This is a genomic window from Pseudoalteromonas sp. D15MCD-2 (assembly GCF_038562745.1).
GTDB lineage: Bacteria > Pseudomonadota > Gammaproteobacteria > Enterobacterales > Alteromonadaceae > Pseudoalteromonas.
This window is the reverse complement of the sequence record NZ_JBCFQE010000001.1, coordinates 2,749,205-2,765,935: the sequence shown is the minus strand read 5'-3', so window position 1 is coordinate 2,765,935 and position 16,731 is coordinate 2,749,205. Positions and strand designations below refer to the sequence as shown.

The window sequence follows — 16,731 nt, the reverse complement described above, 5'->3', positions numbered from 1 at the left end:
AATGACCACACCTGTTTACGAAAATTTTATTAATGGCCATTTTTTAAAGAATCAAACTGGCGATACCTTTGCAGTTAAGAATCCTGCAACGGATGAAGTGATTTATCACGTTGAAATTGCTGATGAGTTTATTCAAAACGCGGCAATCGAAAGCGCAAAACAAGGGTTTGCAGCATGGTCTGCAATGACGCCAATTGAGCGTAGCCGTATTTTATTAAAAGCCGTGGCAATCTTACGCGATCGTAACGATGAACTGGCAAAAGTAGAAGTACTTGATACGGGTAAGCCTTGGCAAGAAGCCGAGTGTGTCGATGTTGAAACTGGCGCCGATGTTATTGAATATTTTGCTGGTCTTGCTCCTGCGCAAGTGGGTCAGCAACAAATGGTTGGCAATGATTTTTACTACACACGTAAAGAGCCTTTAGGTATCTGTGCCGGTATTGGTGCATGGAACTACCCACTACAAATTGCTTGTTGGAAATCAGGCCCAGCACTGGCTGCAGGTAATGCGGTTATTTTCAAACCTTCTGAAGAAACACCACTTGGTGCAATTAAACTCGCAGAGATTTTCATCGAAGCGGGTGTACCTGCTGGCGTATTCAACGTTGTGCAAGGCGCTGCTGAAGTAGGGCAATGGTTAACAGCAAACCCAAATATTGAAAAAGTGTCTTTCACTGGTGAAGTAGGCACAGGCAAAAAAGTAATGGCAAGCGCTGCTGGTTCACTTAAAGATGTGACCATGGAGCTTGGTGGTAAGTCACCGTTATTAGTATTTGATGATGCCGATGTATCACAAGCTGTTAGTGCGGCAATGTTAGGTAATTTTTATACGCAAGGCGAAATCTGCACTAACTGTACGCGCATTTATGTACATAAAAATGTTTATCAGCAGTTTATTGATGAGCTGAAAACACGCACTGAGCAAAATATTATTGCTGGCGACCCAATGGATCCTGAGGTGAATTTAGGGGCGCTTATCTCTAAAAAACACCAAGAGCTAGTACTTGGCTATATCGATAAAGGTATTCAAGAAGGCGCAACCTTATTAACCGGCGGTAAGGCACTATCACCAGTATCTGCGCCAAACGGCTACTTTGTGGAACCGACCGTTTTTGTCGACTGTAAAGATGACATGACCATAGTTAAAGAAGAGATCTTTGGCCCGGTAATGAGCGTGTTGGTGTTTGATGATGAAGATGACGTTATTCAGCGTGCAAACGATACGCACCTAGGCTTAGCCGCAGGTGTGTTCACTAAAGATATTCAGCGTGCACACCGCGTTATCCACCAGTTACAAGCCGGTATTTGTTGGATAAACAGCTATGGTAATTCACCTGCAGAAATGCCAGTAGGTGGTTACAAGCAATCAGGTATCGGCCGTGAAAACGGTATCGAAACTTTAGATCACTATACCCAAACTAAATCGATTTATGTGGGTATGAGCAATATAGAGAGTCCATTTTAATGAGTACACAGAACTATGATTACATCATAGTCGGTGCTGGCTCTGCAGGCTGCGTGTTGGCAAACCGACTATCAGCAGACCCTTCGAATAAGGTGTTATTACTTGAAACGGGTGGTAGTGATAAAAGCATTTTTATAAAGATGCCTACCGCGCTATCAATCCCAATGAATACTGACAAATATGCATGGCAATTTCATACCGAGCCAGAGCCATATTTAGATAACCGTCAAATGCATTGCCCACGAGGTAAGGTGTTAGGTGGCTCATCATCGATTAACGGCATGGTCTATGTACGTGGTCATGCCAAAGATTTTGATGAGTGGCAGCAACACGGCGCTAATGGTTGGGATTATCAAGCATGTTTACCGTACTTTAAACGTGCGGAATCATTCTACTTAGGTGGTAACAGTTACCGTGGCGATAACGGCCCATTAGGGGTTAATAACGGTAATGAAATGGCTAACCCGCTTTATAAAGCCTTTATCAAAGCGGGCCAACAAGCAGGTTATGCGCAAACTGATGACTACAATGCAGCCCAGCAAGAAGGTTTTGGGCCAATGCATATGACGGTAAAAGACGGCGTAAGAAGCTCTGCTAGCCGTGAGTATTTAGACCCTGTTAAGTCACGTAAAAACCTAACGCTAATCACCGGTGCCTTAGCTGAAAAAGTTCTGCTAGAAGGCAAAAAAGCCGTTGGTGTTGAGTTTTCAGTGTCTGGCTCTAAGCAGCAAGCATTTGCAGCAAAAGACGTTATTTTAAGTGCGGGCCCAATTGGCTCACCGCATATTCTGCAATTATCAGGTATTGGTGATAAAGATATCCTGAGCGAAGCGGGGGTTGAGGTTAAACATCACTTACCAGGTGTTGGTCAAAACTTACAAGATCACTTGGAGTTTTACTTCCAATATAAGTGTAAGCAACCAATTACTTTAAACGGCAAATTAGGCCTTGTTTCAAAAGGGCTAATTGGCGCTCGTTGGCTATTAAACCGCTCAGGTTTAGGGGCGACGAACCATTTTGAATCATGTGCATTTATTCGCTCAAAACCGGGTGTTGAATGGCCAGATATTCAGTATCACTTTTTACCAGCTGCCATTCGTTATGACGGTAAAAGTGCCTTTGATGGTCATGGCTTCCAAGTTCATGTTGGGCATAACAAACCAAAAAGCCGTGGTGCAGTAACGATTAAGTCGGCGGATCCACAGGTTGCACCTAAGATCCAATTTAACTACTTACAGCACCAAGATGACATTGAAGGCTTTAGAGCTTGTGTACGTTTAACTCGTGAGATTATCGAACAAAATGCGTTTGATGAGTATCGCGATGGTGAAATTCAACCCGGTAAAGATATTCAAAGCGATGAAGAAATCGATGCGTTTGTTCGTCAAGCGGTTGAGAGTGCTTACCATCCGTCATGTTCGTGCAAGATGGGTGAAGATGAGATGGCCGTGGTTAACTCGCAAACTCAAGTGCACGGTATCGAAGGTTTACGGGTTGTAGATTCATCTATTTTCCCAACCGTTCCTAACGGTAATTTAAATGCACCAACCATTATGGTGGCAGAAAAAGCGGCGGACCACATTTTAGGTAAGCCTGTGTTATCGGCATCAACTGCAGATGTTGCCATGGAAAAACAATGGCAATCAACGCAGCGTAGTTCGGAGATCTAATAAGGCCACCCGCAGTTTCGGCTGTGGGGCTTGCAGTGGCGCGCATCACGAGTTGTTTGTGGTGCGTTAATGCGAGGAATAAAACTGGAGAAACAATGAAGTATTATTACTTATTTTGGGGGGGGAACTATGACCTTTTGGCTTAGTGCTGGCATCATTTTTACCCTGTTAGCAATTGCGGTTATTTTATTTAAATGGGGTACGGTAAGGTGTGTTGGCGTCACACCGGTTAGAACGTTTACGTTCATTGCAATTTTATTTACATCGGGCCTAGATGTTGGCTTGATTATGTTTCCACTGACAGAGTTTGCAGGTTATGCAGACATAAAAGCAAGCCCAGAGTATGCGTTTGCCAATCCATTAGCCATCGAGTTTGGTTTTTGGGGCTTCTTGATCTGGGGATTTTATTTCCTTACGTGCTTTTATTTCTGCGTAATAGAACCTAAAGTAAAATTCTTTGAAATTGCTTGGGTAAAACTAATTAATAACATCGTTATTATTGGCACATGCGCATTTACTGCATTTTTACTGCTGTCAAATTTACCTTGGTATTTACCGTCGCTTGGTGATGGTGAGTCAATTATTCCGACATTCTACTTAATGGTGTTTGCAGCGATTTGTTTTGCTGTGTATTCGAGCACAGACATTAAGTATGTACGCTTTTTAAGTATTTCTACTACTTGGTTATTTATCGCTTTAATCGCATTTATGTGGTTCGGTGCCTTTGTGGGTTCTGATGCACAAACATCAGCATTTGTTGATAACCTTGCGTTAATTGGCAGCTACTTTGGCAACATCAATGAGTTTGTATTACCACTGAATGATTACCATGCCTTCTACCTGTTTTGGTGGTTTGCTTGGAGCATCATGATTGGTCAATTTACTTCGCGCTTTGTGGGTGGCTTAAAAACTTACCAAGTGCTGGCGGCTATGTTGATTTTCCCGTCTATTCCAATCGCTATCTGGTTTAGTGTTTTGTATCAATATCATGAAGCGGGTATTGCAACAGCAGGCCTGAAAAACATCGCTATGGTGTTTGTTGGTGTGGTGTTTGTGATCAACTCACTTGATTCTTTGATCCGTTTATACACAGATAACCTAAACTTAACGGTGAAGCGTTTAGGTAAATTTAATTACATTGCCTTAAATGTTGTGGCGCTTTCATTATTAACCCTGCTGTTTAAGTTCGACTTTTTACAGATCCAATGGGTTGGTGCGCTCGTTATCGCGTTATTTTTCGGCTGTGCTGTGTTTATTGGCTACAGCAAGTTAAAAACAGTGAAAAATATCGAAGGCTCACCAAAAGACAACAAATTAGATTACACAAAAATAGAAACAGTTAGCTAAGGGAAACCAACATGACAACAAGACAAACAGTATTAGCAGCAGCGTTGCCATTGGCATTACTATCGACATCAGCTATGGCTGACTTATCGACTACGGTTACATTGGCTTCAGATTACACCTTTAATGGTGTAAGCCAAACCATGAATGACCCCGCGATTCAGGGGAGCTTAGATTATGCCTTTGCAGATTCAGGTATGTATGTAGGTACTTGGGCTTCAAATGTAGATTTTGGCGATGACACAGACATCGAGTGGGATGCGTATTTTGGTAACTATGCTGAGTTAACTGACGCTCTTAGTATTGATTATGGTATTGCTTACTACTCATACCACGGTGAAGATTACTCAAGCGATGGTAATTATTTTGAGACTTATGCAAAGTTTGGCTATACCAATAGCCTAGGTTTTACAGAACTTAACTTCTGGTACGCTTGGGATTACTTCGGTACCGATGCTGGGCATGTAATTTCTATGCTTGCCCATACCTTTGAAATTGCCCCAAATCATGCAATTCGTGCCAGTTTTGATGTATCTAACTCATTAGATGGCAATAAGTTTGCTTGGGATGGTAATGATAAGTCATACAACCATTATCGTTTAGCCTATCAAACAAGCTTTGCAGGTTTTGATTTTGAGCTTGCAGGAGAAAATACCAGCCTTGACTGGGATACCGCAGATGAGCGCATTGTCGCGTCTATTTCACGTAGCTTTGATTTATAAGTAGCGTTTTGTTAGCGCAGCTTTAATAAAAACGGCTAACCTTTGTTAGCCGTATTTTTATGCTTAGAATATGGGTATTAAATCTCTTCGCCTTCGTGCTGCATCGCTAAATCATCAAGCTCAGCAAGGGTGTAATCAAAGCCACTGGTATCGACTTCGTAGCGTATTTTCACGCCATAACCACCTTGGCAAAGACTCGCAGTGACTTTAGCCACTGACCAATGTTTAAGCTTGTTTAAAAACCGATTAGCGGTTTGCTGTGAGTCAAAGCGATAACTGACTTGCGATTCCATCTCTTTTCTAGCCTAAATTTTTTCGAGAGTGTATGAAATTGCTCTGTTTAAATCAATTGCTCATTGAAAAACGCCAATGTGCGTTGCCATGAAAGCTCCGCCTGTTTTTCATCATAACGAGATGTAGAGTCGTTATGAAAACCATGATTTGCTTGTTCATACATGTGCATCGTGTAAGGCACTTGATGCGCTTTTAAGTCGCTCTCATATTCTGGCCAAGTTGCATTAACGCGGTTATCAAACTCAGCTAAGTGTACTAGCAGTGGGGCTTTGATATTTTGTCTCAGCTCTTTAACAGCCGGAGTGCCGTAATAGGGTACGCCCGCATTAATTAGTTTGCTATCAACTGCAGCTAGGTAGTTAACCATATAACCACCAAAGCAAAAGCCTACCGCACCGAGTTTACCGTTACTATTTGGGTGTCTTTTTATGTATTCAGCTGCGGCGATAAAGTCTTGTTGGATTTTTTCTTTATCCATAGAGCGCTGCATTGCGCGGCCTTCATCATCATTACCAGGGTAGCCACCAAGAGGGTGCAATGCATCTGGCGCAAAGGCAATAAAACCGGCTTTGGCAAGGCGGCGAGCAACATCTTTAATATAAGGGTTTAAGCCTCTGTTTTCGTGGATCACTAATACTATTGGGAGCTTGCCCGTTAAATTAGCGGGTTCGACTAAATAGCCTTTACCTTCGCCGTGACCTTTAAACGAATCAAAGGTTTTATAACTGGCTTTAATATCAGGGTCATTAAAGGATACTTGCTCAGCTAATGCGTAGTTAGGTAGTAAAGCGCTACTTAGCATTGCCATTGAATAGCCAAGGGCAGCTAAGCCACCCAGCTTTTTCATAAAGGTGCGACGGTCCATTAAGCCATGTGCGTATTCATCGTACCAATCGAAAGCTTCTTGGGGAATGTGGTTATGGCGTTGCTCAGTCATACTTATATCCTTTAAAAACGAGTTAGGTTTATAACTTTAGCTGAAATATCAGCGATTAACAGCCAGTTGTTTTGTTTGCATTACTACGTCCATAAAGCGGCGTTGCCAAATAGCCTTAAAGGCTTTGTTAAATAGGTATAAAAATATTAGCGGCATTAATAACAGCTTTAAAATCAGCAGTGACAAGATATTCAAAAAGTCGATAAATAAGTCTTCGACGGCAGCCACCATGTTGCTAATACCAGAGGTGACGGTATCGATAATTTTACTCACCTGCGACGATTGGTCTTGATTGAGTGATGCGTTAAGGTTTTCTAGTTGCTTGTTTAAGGCGTCTTTGTCTAGGTTCAGCTGTCTTTGCTGGTTTAGTACCGCATTAAACTGCGCTGTTAATTGCTGCTTTTTATCAAGTAATGGCTTGGCTTGTTCAAGCTCAGTAAAGGTCAGTCGCTCAGACAAGCTGCGGGTTGCTTGAATCGCTTCTATTTGGGCTTCGACCTCTGCTAAATCACCTTTGAGCTCAGTGGCTCGCTGGTGGTTCTTAATCTGCTGCTCATTTAATAGCGAGAGCTTGTCGAAGATGGTTTGTTTTTCACTATCGACCTCGGCTTTTAGCTTGGCTGATAGGGCAGAGGTGTTATTTGCACTACTATTCACCGTCTCGACTTTTTCGCTTACGATTTCACTTTGCTGGTTTATTTGCTCATCTAAGAATACTTGGCTCACGAGGCCTGTTGTAAGCACCACAGCAGGCACTAAAAAGCGAATTAAAATAAGACTCGCCATAATTTTATGACGTAAGTTGGGTAAGAAGTTACGCCATTCACAAATAAAGTATGCGACAACCGAAACTGTAAAGAGACTGCTAAAAATAACCCCAGAAGAAATGGTGTATAAAATGCGTTGTAAAAATAACGAGCCTATAGCTAAGCGCATAGCATCCGACATGTATTCAGCTAGGTCATTTACTGGGTCGAGTAGTTGTGCAGGTTGAATACTCGCAATACCAATGCCCACTTCGGCTGATTGCAATAGCGAAATAGCAGCGTTAACTGTACGTGATGAAGCGTACACTAGGGTTGATTGTACTAGGGCGCTGTCGATAAAGCGCATAATGAAATGGTTATAATGCTCTAGCCAACAAAGAAGTAGCAGTATTGTAAGAGATAAATACTTGATAATATGTTGTTTAGTTAGCATAACGCCCCCGACAGTTAGTACGCTTCTTCACGCTACACTATTCATAGCTGTTGAAGCAATCTAATAGGATTGAATTATTTTTCCGATTAACTGTCTATGAATTGCTATTAACCGCTTTAGAGGAAATATGAAAGAACCTGCATCAATTGGCCAGTGCTGTATTGAAGATTTAGATCCCGTGCAAGACTTAGGTCGCTTAGTCTCTTACTTACGTTCAAACCTAGTGACTCATCTTGATGATGCTTTAGAGGATAAAGAGCTAACGTCGGCTCAGTACATTGTGGTTGTGCTACTTGCGCGCGGTAAAGTAAATACCTTGGCTGAGCTTTGTGAGCACATGGTGTATGACCGTGGTGCCATGAGTCGATTACTTTCTCGTTTAGAAGACAAGGGCTTAGTTGCTAAAAAGCAGTCAGTTGAAGATCGCCGTTCAACTCTTTTATGCCTGACTGAAAAAGGCCAACAGCTTTACCCAGAAATTTTACCTACTGTAAATGACATCTATCGCAAAGCACTCACAGGCTTCTCTGATGATGAGCAAGAGCAACTCGCAAGCTTATTGTTTAGAGCAATTCATAATTTAAAAGCATAAATTTCTCTAAGCGGTACATTGTCGCTGTAGACGCATTTTGATAATATAGTTGCCTAGGCATTTAATTTTAACAAGTCCGGGTTGTTATGTTTGAATCATCTTTGCTTGCGCAGCTTCACGCTCAATTTCCAGCTCATCAATTTAGCCCCGAAGGTTTGTCGGTTGTTCACACAGGCCGCTTTGCCAATGCCATTGTTTATCGTTATAAAGACGCGAAATTTGATTTAATTATTAAAGATTTTCAGCACAGCCCATGGTGGGTGAGAAAAACCATCGCGCCGCTTTTTATCAATCAAGAGTACAAGGGGCTGGCACGCCTGCAAGATGTAGACGGAGTGGTCGATAACTTTTGTCGTTTGTCATCAATTGCTATTGCTTATGATTTTATTGAAGGCACGCCACTTCGCCAGCTTGCCTTGCAACAGCAGCATTTACCGAGTGAGTTCTTTAAAGAATTTGAGCGTTTGGTAGCAAAAATGCATCGCCGCGGCGTGGTGCACCTCGACTTACGTAATTTAGGTAATGTTATTTGTTCAAAAGACGGCAAGCCTTACATTATTGATTTTCAGTCAGCGATTCGCTTTGCACGCTTTCCTCGCTGGTTACAGCGTTTTATGCGTGGTGCCGATATGAGTGGGGTTTATAAAGCATGGCATAAGTTAGCCAAAGACTCGTTACCGCAAGCAAAGGCTGATTATTTGCACGACTTTAATCATGTGCGTAAGCGTTGGATTTTTAAAGGTTATCCGATTCAACGTGCCTATTTATGGTGTAGCGGGGCTGTAACTCAGATTCTTAATTCTGAATTTGTTCGCAGTATATTAGATAGATTGTAAAAAGCGCGCTTGCACGCGCTTAGTGGGGAGAACTAGTATTTAGGCCAACCATTCGCATCCCAATTCAGGGTGCTGATGAGCAATTTAGGGGTACCATTATCACCTGCATCATAGGCATGACGAACAATCACATCGGTATTTAAAATGTCTTGTCCACCTGGACCTACCCATTGGCTATTACCCGCATCAAGAATGCTCCCGCCGCTGGCTAACATGTCGGTACCATTTTTATCTAGGTATGGGCCGCGGATGTCACTAGAGCGACCATACGCAATACGGTAAGTACTATTCGTGCCATCACAGCATTTGCCAACTGAAACAAACAAATAGTAATAGCCTTGGCGATACACTATGGTAGGTGCTTCGATGCCACCAGAGCGACTTGCTAAAGAGTAGATTTGACCAAATGGTTTCATGGTCATTGGGTTAATACGCGTTAGTTTAATACCCGAATTCCATGAGCCAAAGGCAAGCCAAGGTGCTCCATCTTTTGCTACCACGAGATCGGGGTCAATGGCGTTATAATTATTGCTATTGGTCGTGTTAATTACTAAACCATCATCACGCCAATCACCGGCTGCCACACTACTTGCTGAGGTAAGGCCAATAGCGCTAACACGTGAACCAAAGGTCGAAATCGAATAATAAAGCCAGCTACGACCATTGTAGCTTTTTAATTCAGGCGCCCAGACATCAATTCCATCATGATCTGGCACATAGTTACTCCACCAGCTTAAACCATTTGAGAAAATTGGTTGCGCATCATTCCAATCTACACCGTTGCTTGAATATTTACCGTAAATACCAGGGCCTGTTTGAAAAACCCACCAAGTGCCATTTTCATAGCCAAGGGTTGGATCGTGGGTGACTAAATTACCTGTAAGTGGCCAGTGGTCTGCAGCGCCATTAGTTGTGGATGGATCCCAAGGGGTTGATTCAACATTAGCAAGCTTGGTTAGCTGCCACTGCTGTGCATCGCTGCCGTTATAGCTCCACTGGCTAATATTTGCGCCATCGTTGCCATCAAAAGCATATAGGTCAAGAGCCTTACCACTGTGATCGTTAATAAAGCTGTAATAGCCGCTACCTTCCTCTTTAATTTGCCAGTGTTGGCTGGCAAGATTAGCGTACTCATATTGCACCACATTGCCGCCATCGGCGGTCGAGAAGTCAAACACCTCTAAGGCTTTACCACTATTTAAGTTAATAACCGAATAGTTGCTGCCACCTATGTTGGTGATTAACCAGCGCTGGGTGTCGTGATTAGTGTCAGCCCACTGACTAACATTTGCACCGTCGTTGGTTTGCGCGCTGGCTACTTCAACAAACTTAGCACTGTACTTTGATTTAATGGTGTATACGCCATTATCAATCGCATAAGCACTGGGCAGAATGAGGGTTGTTGCCAAGCTGAGTGCAGCTAGGGCTTTTTTTGAAAGTATCATTGTGTCTCCAAATCATTGTTATTGAGCTTTCCTTGTGTGTTCTGCTCCTTGGATGAGTTTTGATCTACAGCTACTAACTCAGTTAAGAGTATTGGTGCAAATGAAAACTATTTATAATACTTTATTATATTATTACTTTTGTAAAGGTGAATGGTAAAAATAATTAACAAAAATTTTACCTTTAACTATTTTGGAAGGGACTTTAGTGTTTAGCTGAGATACAAAAAAGCCACTCAGTGAGTGGCTTTTCGGATGTTATTGAGTAATAAACTGGCTGGGAATATCCCATTTGAGGGTATGCAGTTGGCCTTGCCAAGTTTGGATGGTGATCCACAGTTTATCATCTGCTGAGATGGATTTAGGAGCTATCGCATGGGCGTGCTGACCATGATTGGTGCCATGCATTATGCCTTCTTCATCTTTAGCAAACTCCGTTAGTGCTAAAGGCGCTTGGCCAATATTTAAATACGCCTGACGAACATTGCTTATGTCACCTTGATTAAAGGCGATAAAGAAATCTTTCACATACTCATTGTGGTGTGAGTACGGGGCATCTTCATTTAGCGGCATCGGGGCGATTTTAAATTCGCCCGCTTGTTGCTCTTGCCAAAGTGCAGGAAACTGAGGGTTTAATGACTGATAAATAAACCATACAGGTAAAGCCAGTACCACAGCATGTAAAACATACTTTTTACGTTGCCACCAAGTTGCTTGTAAACGAGCCATTAGTTTGCCTCCTGAACGTTATTCACTGGCGCTGATTGGCGCGCTTTTACAGGTTTGTTATTTACTAATTTTGCGGCATACATCATAAAACCAGTGATCGACATACCACTTAAAATTAAACCAAAGATAAACCAGATAACCTTTGTCCACAGACCGCCAATGTTACCGTAATGCAGCGGATCGGCGATATGTGAAAGGGTGAGTAATCCCGACATGGTTTCTGGGCTTTTACTTGCTGCAATTTCGCCTGTCCAAGGATTGATTGAAGTTGAGTAAGCGTAGTTATCGTAGAAAATAGTATCGCCACTGCCCATGATATTAAACATGCCGCGGTTATGCTCTGGCAGCATCACATAACTAGGTTTGAAATCTGGGAATTTCTCTTTGGTAATAGCCAGTGCCGCTTTTAAGTCGGTTGGCGGTGTTTGTTTATCCGCAGGTAAAGTTGACACTGCCACGAGCGGTGCGTGCTCTTCAATGTCTATTTCATTATGCCACATGATGGCTTGCACTAAATACCACAGGCCTGTTAGTGCCATTACTGCCATAAACCAAATTGACCAAACGCCACTTAGGGTATGTAAATCTTTTAGAAAGGTTTTTTTACCTTGATTAAAACGTAGTTTTGGCTGACTAAATGCGCGCCAAAAGTTTTTATAAATCACTAAGCCTGTTACTAGTGCACCTAAAATAACAAAAGCCATGGCGCTGACGAGGTAGTAACCTACGCTGTAACCTTCTTGCCAAGGGAAGAATAGCCAGCCGTGTAGGGTACGCATAAATTCAATGAATGAGATAGTGTCATTAACCGCTTGCACTTCGCCGGTGTATTGATTGACGTAAGCCACAGCATAAGGTTTGTCGGTATCAGTGAAAATAACCGCATTTACCAAGTAAGGTTCATAAGTGAGTACACTCATTACATCGGCAGTCGGGTAGGATTTTTCAACGCTATTAATAACTTGATCAACACCAAGTGCTGGTAAATCATTTGGGTTGTTTGCACGTGCTTCACTGTTGGTCAGCCAAGTAAGCTCATGGCTTATCACAGATACAGTACCTGTGACGCAAATAAAGCAAAATAGCACCCATACAGGGAGTGAAAACCAACCATGTAGTTGGAACCAAAGACGTTTACTCATGGTAAAAATAGCCCGACGTTAATTGATGATAGTAATTGTTATCATTTAAATTGTACTACAATCTTTTGAACAAACACAATCTCTGTCGACGAGCTGCAAAAAAGGCGCTTTAAGCGCCTTTATCATTAGTTTGATTGAGGGTAACAATTCGTTGTGGGAAAGGAATTTCGATATCCGCTCCTTGAATTGCTTTAAATACATTGCGGTTCACCGCTAATTTGGTCTCAATAATTTTGGTGGTTGGCACCCAAAAGCGATAGCTCAAGGTAACACCGCTCTCAGCAAAGCGCTCAATACCGACTTGTGCATGAGGAGAGTCACTAACTAGCTCATGCTCGTCTAACACTTTTTCGATAAGCTCAATAGCGAGGTCTGCATTGGCATCATAAGCGATGTCTATTTCACCTTTAACTAATGAATAGCTAAACGAATTATGTAAAATCTCACCAACAATATGTTTGTTAGGAATGGTGATTTCGACTTTTTCTTCGTTAATCAAAATTGTGTGACCAAGCTCAATGGTTTTAACTTGCCCACTCACGCCTTTTACTTCAATAGTATCGCCAACAACAAATGGCCTTGTTGCAATGATGGCAAGGCCCGCACCATAGTTTGAAAGCATGCCTTGCATTGCTAAACCAGCACCTAAAGATGCAGCACCAATGGCAGCGACAAATGGGGTCACGCTAATGCCAATTTTGCCAAGGGCAATAACCAAGAACATAATGATCAGCAATACTTTGATGACATTACTGACAAAGTTGGTGAGGGTAATATCGATATTGTGACGCTGCATGAGTCCAGCAACCATATTCGATACTTTTTGCGCAATCCATAAACCAATAAATAGAATTAAGATGGCACCTAAAATTTGCATACTGTAGGTGACCAAATATTCCATGATCAGATTGTAGTATTTTTCGACTTGCTGTATTTCTGAGTCAATCATGTGTTTTCCTAACAAGGTTACTGCGAATTCTGACTATACCAGAACATGCTGAATAACAGGATAAAGTATCGGCACTATTATCGCGCTGAGTAGCGCACTTAATGCCATCGCCACAGAGGCAAAGGCACCTGCTTTTGGCTGATCACTAATCAGTGATGCTGTGCCAATGGCATGGCAAGCGGTACCAATGGCAACACCTTTTGCTTGGGCGTTGCGGATATTTATCAGCGAGAAAATCAAATTACCAAATATAGCCCCAAGTACGCCAATAAAAATCACCATGGCTGCCGCCAAAGAAGGAATCCCCCCCAGTGACTCAGTTACTAATAAGGTGATGGGTGTTGTTACAGATAAACTTGCTAGGGATGCGCTTAGCTGAGCAGGGGCAGCAAAAAAATAACATATTAGCGAGGCGACCAAGGTGGCATTGATCACCCCTAAGCTACAACTTATGAGGATTAGCAGTAGGTTCTTTTTTACGTGGATAAATTGCTGATAAAGCGGTAAAGCCAATGCCACAATGGCAGGCTCAAGCAACCAGCTTAAAACTTTACTGTGCTCGGCAAAAGGCTCATAAGGGAGCTTAAATGCCACTAACAACGCTGCAGTTAACACAATTGCCCAGCACACAGGATTACTAAGCGCTTTGGCAGTGGCATGCTGGGTTTTCGCGTTTAAAAACCGCAGTACTAAGAAAAGCGCAATAATGCACGGAACGCAGAGCCACCATAAACTAACTGTCATTTTCGCGGCCCTTAAAATAAGCGATAACAGCGCCTATGAGTAAAACACTGGTCAGTGGCACGACAATAAAAATAGTTAGTAATAAAGTCCAGTTCTGCGAAATTAAACCTAGGTGCTCAATAATGCCAACCCCTGCAGGGATGAAGAACAACGGCATATAATTAAGTAAAGGGCTGGCTGTTGGTTTTAAATGTTGTTCTTTAACGAGGCCCGTTAACAGTAGCACGAGAAGTAACACCATACCGAGTAATGGGGCAGGGAAAGAGCTTTCAAGCAAAGCCGTTAAAAACTTTGCAACGGCTAAGCAGGTAAGAATAATGACACTACTGATAAGGTATTTCATAAGTCAGGATAATTGCGAATAAAGTACAACTACATCATACCCTTGTCAGTTGTACTATGCGACTTTAGCTTACCATGATTTGGCATTATTAAATTGAATATCCTCTGCACCTTTCGCCTTTGCAATCGCCTTTTTAGTATTAGGGTTCATCAGTAAGCGAATTTGACTCCAGGTTTCTTTAGCGAGAATTTTACGCTGCTGTGAACGGTAGCTTTGCTGAGTAATTCGTTTAATTGCTGCCAGAGTATCTGGTGAGCGCGCTAGTAGGGTTTCTAGTACAGCATCGGTTTGTTTATCAACGTCATCAGTGAGCTGTGTAACTAAACCATACTCCTTAGCATCTTCAGCAGAGATTGGCCCTGCATGACTTGCTAACCAAAGTGCTTGATCACGCTTCATTAAACCTGCAAGCACCACGTTAGCTCCCATATCAGGGCATAAGCCCCAACGAGCTTCCATGATCGCTAATTTAGCGTTTTTATCGACGATGCGGTAATCAGCACCGAGTGCGATTTGCATACCGCCACCAAAGCAGTGTCCGGTTACTTTCGCAATCACCGGAATACTTAAGTCTTGCCAACCTAGTACAACTTTTTGCGCTAAGTTTTGGTTTCCTGGTAACCACTTGAATAAAAGCTTGATGATATTGCTTGGCTTTTTCATCACCGCAGCAACATCCAATCCAGAGCAAAAGTGTTCGCCTTCACCAGAAATAACCACCGCACGTAAACTGCGATCACGTTTAATTTTTTTGATTACGTTTGAAAGCTCGACAAACATGGCAAAACTGAGTGCATTTTGTTTCTCGGGACGAGCAAGGCTAACCCATGCGACTTGTTGTTTTATTTCTAGTTTTATCATGGTAACTCCTCTGACCTGTTTGCTAGAGCTTACGAGTTAATTACAACTAAGTAAAGAATTGCTGATGTGTCGCAAGTAATCATTATATTTTCCAAAAATGGGTAACCTTGTCATATATTTAGTTACAAATTGGTGTATATTTTTAAAACAAAGATGCTAGTTCATCGCTAGTTTGATTTTGTGATTAGTTAGATACTTTCGCAAAATCCCATGACACGACTAGACTTAGCTTTAAGTCGCGCAACAAGGAGTAAATATATGCTGATGCGCAAAACAGCTCGCATAACTAAACAATCATCTCGTTCTTTGGCTTTTGCTGCAATTTCTGTAGCATTAACAACTACATTGGTTGGCTGCTCAGATGATAAAGCACAACAACAAGCTACGCCGCCACCGGCCGTATCAGTATTTAATGTCGTCACACAAGAAGTTGGTAATTACCGAGAGTTTGTCGCGCGTACTGAAGCATTCCAAGAGGTTGCTATTAGAGCCCGAGTTGAGGGTGAACTAATTGAACGTCACTTTAATGAAGGTTCATCGGTCGAAAAAGATCAGCTTTTACTGCGTATTGACCCATCAGAGTACCGCTCTACTGTGGCAGAAGTTGAAGCTGACTTAAAAAGTAAAGTTGCCGCAGCGGGCGCCGCTGAACGTGATTTAAAACGCGGCAAAGATGTGGCTGCGCAAGGTTTTATTTCACAATCAGACCTCGATAAACTAACCACTAATTTTGAGCAAACCACCGCAGCTGTTAAAGCCGCAGAAGCTGAACTTGAAAAAGCAAAACTTAATCTAAGTTATACCGAAATTCGTGCGCCGTTTGCAGGGCGTATTGGTAAAGTGAACTATGATGTGGGGAATATTGTTGGGCCATCATCCAATGAGCTTGCGGAGCTGACCGATGTAGACCCAATTTATGTAAGTTTTCAGGTTGAAGAAGCAGACTACATCTCTTATCGCCAAAATCATCAAGCACCGTCAGATAAAGACCCTCGCGATGTGCCAATCGATTTAACTTTACGCTTACCGAATAATTCGACCTTCCCTGATAAAGGCGAACTTGATTTTGCTGATACCAAAATTAACCGCAACACAGGCACGGTTGAGCTAAGAGCCGCTTTTGATAACCCAGATGGCATTGTCATGCCGGGCTTATTTGTCACCTTGATCGTTGAAAGCACCAATAAACAAGACTTGGCACTCATTCCTCAAGTAGCGGTACAAGAAAACCAGCAAGGTAAGTTTGTGCTCGTTGTTGATGACGAAAACAAAGTGGCTATGCGGATTGTTAAACTTGGTCGTCGTATTAATGCAATGTGGGTTGTTGAGTCAGGCTTAGAGGCTGGTGAAAAAGTCATTATTGAAGGTTTACAAAAAGTTCGCCAAGGCGCTGAAGTGAAAGCTGTTGAAAAAAATGTCGATGAAACAACCGGCACTATTTCTAGCAAAGCTAACTCTTAG

17 protein-coding genes are annotated in these 16,731 nt (G+C 42.3%); 7 read left to right on the top strand and 10 right to left on the bottom strand.

Annotated elements, in window-relative coordinates; genetic code table 11:
* Nucleotide 1: 1 nt before the first annotated feature.
* The 4 genes from betB (at nt 2) to AADY36_RS12730 (ending at nt 5,201) form a co-directional block, all read left to right on the top strand.
* Nucleotides 2-1,465 (top strand): betaine-aldehyde dehydrogenase, encoded by a 1,464-nt coding sequence (gene betB, locus AADY36_RS12745; RefSeq protein ID WP_054562277.1) that lies wholly within the window; start codon nt 2-4, stop codon nt 1,463-1,465.
* Entirely contained in the window at nt 1,465-3,135 is a 1,671-nt protein-coding gene (betA, locus tag AADY36_RS12740; RefSeq protein ID WP_055197897.1) for a choline dehydrogenase, read from the top strand. Before betB ends, betA begins: the two co-directional genes overlap by 1 nt.
* 129 nt (nt 3,136-3,264) lie before the next feature.
* Nucleotides 3,265-4,482, top strand: a complete 1,218-nt coding sequence (locus tag AADY36_RS12735; protein ID WP_054562275.1) for a choline transporter — start codon at nt 3,265-3,267, stop codon at nt 4,480-4,482.
* A gap of 11 nt (nt 4,483-4,493) precedes the next feature.
* On the top strand, nt 4,494-5,201 hold the full coding sequence (locus tag AADY36_RS12730) for a TorF family putative porin (RefSeq protein WP_055020669.1): 708 nt from the start codon (nt 4,494-4,496) through the stop codon (nt 5,199-5,201).
* A gap of 77 nt (nt 5,202-5,278) precedes the next feature.
* Here the strand turns inward: AADY36_RS12730 and AADY36_RS12725 are convergent, their stop codons facing one another.
* The 3 genes from AADY36_RS12725 to AADY36_RS12715 are packed head-to-tail and all read right to left on the bottom strand — an operon-like array spanning nt 5,279 to nt 7,632.
* A complete protein-coding gene (locus AADY36_RS12725; RefSeq protein ID WP_054562273.1) occupies nt 5,279-5,494 on the bottom strand; it encodes a hypothetical protein in 216 nt (71 codons plus the stop codon).
* Nucleotides 5,495-5,541: 47 nt separating this feature from the next.
* A complete protein-coding gene (locus tag AADY36_RS12720; RefSeq protein WP_054562272.1) occupies nt 5,542-6,432 on the bottom strand; it encodes a dienelactone hydrolase family protein in 891 nt (296 codons plus the stop codon).
* A 48-nt stretch (nt 6,433-6,480) separates the two neighbouring features.
* Nucleotides 6,481-7,632 carry a hypothetical protein gene (locus tag AADY36_RS12715; RefSeq protein WP_054562271.1) on the bottom strand — a complete coding sequence of 384 codons (1,152 nt, stop codon included), beginning with the start codon at nt 7,630-7,632 and terminating at the stop codon, nt 6,481-6,483.
* A gap of 127 nt (nt 7,633-7,759) precedes the next feature.
* Between AADY36_RS12715 and AADY36_RS12710 the strand changes: the two genes are divergently transcribed.
* Together AADY36_RS12710 and AADY36_RS12705 are read left to right on the top strand one after the other, a co-directional pair.
* On the top strand, nt 7,760-8,224 hold the full coding sequence (locus AADY36_RS12710; protein ID WP_054562270.1) for a MarR family winged helix-turn-helix transcriptional regulator: 465 nt from the start codon (nt 7,760-7,762) through the stop codon (nt 8,222-8,224).
* Between the two features lie 86 nt (nt 8,225-8,310).
* Nucleotides 8,311-9,060, top strand: a complete 750-nt coding sequence (locus tag AADY36_RS12705; protein ID WP_054562269.1) for an RIO1 family regulatory kinase/ATPase domain-containing protein — start codon at nt 8,311-8,313, stop codon at nt 9,058-9,060.
* Between the two features lie 32 nt (nt 9,061-9,092).
* On the opposite strand, the gene AADY36_RS12700 is transcribed toward AADY36_RS12705, so the two are convergent.
* From AADY36_RS12700 to AADY36_RS12670, 7 genes are all read right to left on the bottom strand, one after another.
* The gene (locus AADY36_RS12700) at nt 9,093-10,505 is read right to left on the bottom strand and encodes a family 43 glycosylhydrolase (RefSeq protein ID WP_287199693.1); all 1,413 of its coding nucleotides are present in this window, start codon (nt 10,503-10,505) and stop codon (nt 9,093-9,095) included.
* Nucleotides 10,506-10,760: 255 nt separating this feature from the next.
* Nucleotides 10,761-11,231 (bottom strand): hypothetical protein, encoded by a 471-nt coding sequence (locus AADY36_RS12695; protein ID WP_054562267.1) that lies wholly within the window; start codon nt 11,229-11,231, stop codon nt 10,761-10,763.
* Nucleotides 11,231-12,382: a PepSY-associated TM helix domain-containing protein gene (locus AADY36_RS12690; protein ID WP_285221713.1), complete on the bottom strand. Its 1,152-nt coding sequence runs from the start codon at nt 12,380-12,382 to the stop codon at nt 11,231-11,233. The genes AADY36_RS12695 and AADY36_RS12690 overlap by 1 nt, the downstream gene beginning before the upstream one ends.
* Nucleotides 12,383-12,482: 100 nt before the next feature.
* Nucleotides 12,483-13,322: a mechanosensitive ion channel family protein gene (locus AADY36_RS12685; RefSeq protein WP_054562265.1), complete on the bottom strand. Its 840-nt coding sequence runs from the start codon at nt 13,320-13,322 to the stop codon at nt 12,483-12,485.
* A 33-nt stretch (nt 13,323-13,355) separates the two neighbouring features.
* Nucleotides 13,356-14,066 (bottom strand): LrgB family protein, encoded by a 711-nt coding sequence (locus tag AADY36_RS12680; RefSeq protein WP_054562264.1) that lies wholly within the window; start codon nt 14,064-14,066, stop codon nt 13,356-13,358.
* Nucleotides 14,056-14,409 (bottom strand): CidA/LrgA family protein, encoded by a 354-nt coding sequence (locus tag AADY36_RS12675; protein WP_054562263.1) that lies wholly within the window; start codon nt 14,407-14,409, stop codon nt 14,056-14,058. The genes AADY36_RS12680 and AADY36_RS12675 overlap by 11 nt, the downstream gene beginning before the upstream one ends.
* 69 nt (nt 14,410-14,478) lie before the next feature.
* On the bottom strand, nt 14,479-15,270 hold the full coding sequence (locus AADY36_RS12670; RefSeq protein WP_054562262.1) for a crotonase/enoyl-CoA hydratase family protein: 792 nt from the start codon (nt 15,268-15,270) through the stop codon (nt 14,479-14,481).
* Between the two features lie 258 nt (nt 15,271-15,528).
* On the opposite strand from AADY36_RS12670, the gene AADY36_RS12665 reads away from it, so the two are divergent.
* Nucleotides 15,529-16,731, top strand: a complete 1,203-nt coding sequence (locus AADY36_RS12665; RefSeq protein ID WP_236702890.1) for an efflux RND transporter periplasmic adaptor subunit — start codon at nt 15,529-15,531, stop codon at nt 16,729-16,731.

Bases quoted from the DNA above. Each gene is read 5' to 3' on its own strand.
- betB (WP_054562277.1), top strand. From the start codon at position 2: ATGACCACACCTGTTTACGAAAATTTTATTAATGGCCATTTTTTAAAG.
- betA (WP_055197897.1), top strand. From the start codon at position 1,465: ATGAGTACACAGAACTATGATTACATCATAGTCGGTGCTGGCTCTGCA.
- AADY36_RS12735 (WP_054562275.1), top strand. From the start codon at position 3,265: ATGACCTTTTGGCTTAGTGCTGGCATCATTTTTACCCTGTTAGCAATT.
- AADY36_RS12730 (WP_055020669.1), top strand. From the start codon at position 4,494: ATGACAACAAGACAAACAGTATTAGCAGCAGCGTTGCCATTGGCATTA.
- AADY36_RS12725 (WP_054562273.1), bottom strand. From the start codon at position 5,494: ATGGAATCGCAAGTCAGTTATCGCTTTGACTCACAGCAAACCGCTAAT.
- AADY36_RS12720 (WP_054562272.1), bottom strand. From the start codon at position 6,432: ATGACTGAGCAACGCCATAACCACATTCCCCAAGAAGCTTTCGATTGG.
- AADY36_RS12715 (WP_054562271.1), bottom strand. From the start codon at position 7,632: ATGCTAACTAAACAACATATTATCAAGTATTTATCTCTTACAATACTG.
- AADY36_RS12710 (WP_054562270.1), top strand. From the start codon at position 7,760: ATGAAAGAACCTGCATCAATTGGCCAGTGCTGTATTGAAGATTTAGAT.
- AADY36_RS12705 (WP_054562269.1), top strand. From the start codon at position 8,311: ATGTTTGAATCATCTTTGCTTGCGCAGCTTCACGCTCAATTTCCAGCT.
- AADY36_RS12700 (WP_287199693.1), bottom strand. From the start codon at position 10,505: ATGATACTTTCAAAAAAAGCCCTAGCTGCACTCAGCTTGGCAACAACC.
- AADY36_RS12695 (WP_054562267.1), bottom strand. From the start codon at position 11,231: ATGGCTCGTTTACAAGCAACTTGGTGGCAACGTAAAAAGTATGTTTTA.
- AADY36_RS12685 (WP_054562265.1), bottom strand. From the start codon at position 13,322: ATGATTGACTCAGAAATACAGCAAGTCGAAAAATACTACAATCTGATC.
- AADY36_RS12680 (WP_054562264.1), bottom strand. From the start codon at position 14,066: ATGACAGTTAGTTTATGGTGGCTCTGCGTTCCGTGCATTATTGCGCTT.
- AADY36_RS12675 (WP_054562263.1), bottom strand. From the start codon at position 14,409: ATGAAATACCTTATCAGTAGTGTCATTATTCTTACCTGCTTAGCCGTT.
- AADY36_RS12670 (WP_054562262.1), bottom strand. From the start codon at position 15,270: ATGATAAAACTAGAAATAAAACAACAAGTCGCATGGGTTAGCCTTGCT.
- AADY36_RS12665 (WP_236702890.1), top strand. From the start codon at position 15,529: ATGCTGATGCGCAAAACAGCTCGCATAACTAAACAATCATCTCGTTCT.